The organism is Paraburkholderia sp. SIMBA_053, from assembly GCF_046534895.1.
Classification (GTDB): domain Bacteria; phylum Pseudomonadota; class Gammaproteobacteria; order Burkholderiales; family Burkholderiaceae; genus Paraburkholderia; species Paraburkholderia caledonica.
This window is the reverse complement of sequence record NZ_JAWRXU010000484.1, coordinates 1-283: the sequence shown is the minus strand read 5'-3', so window position 1 is coordinate 283 and position 283 is coordinate 1. Positions and strand designations below refer to the sequence as shown.

Sequence of the window (283 nt, the reverse complement as noted above, 5' to 3'; positions counted from 1 at the left end):
CGTCACTGAACACAAATCTGAATGGCAAGGTCGCGGTGGTTACCGGGGCCGCGAGCGGCATCGGCAAGCAGATTGCGTTGACCCTTTCGGCAGCGGGCGCGGCTGTCGCGATCGCCGACCTGAATCAGGACGGTGCGAACGCCGTCGCTGAAGAAATCAGGAAGGGCGGCGGCAAGGCGATCGGCATCGCCATGGACGTCACCAACGAAGATGCCGTCAACCAGGGCATCGACAAAGTGGCGGCCGAGCTGGGTTCCGTCGACATTCTCATTTCCAATGCCGG

At 62.2% G+C, this 283-nt stretch carries 1 protein-coding gene; it reads left to right on the top strand.

Translation table 11 applies throughout. The annotated features are described in order from the left end of the window. Positions 1–5: 5 nt before the first annotated feature. Positions 6–283, top strand: a 278-nt coding sequence (locus SB753_RS36535; protein WP_410804997.1) for an SDR family NAD(P)-dependent oxidoreductase, incomplete at its 3' end; no start/stop codon positions are given.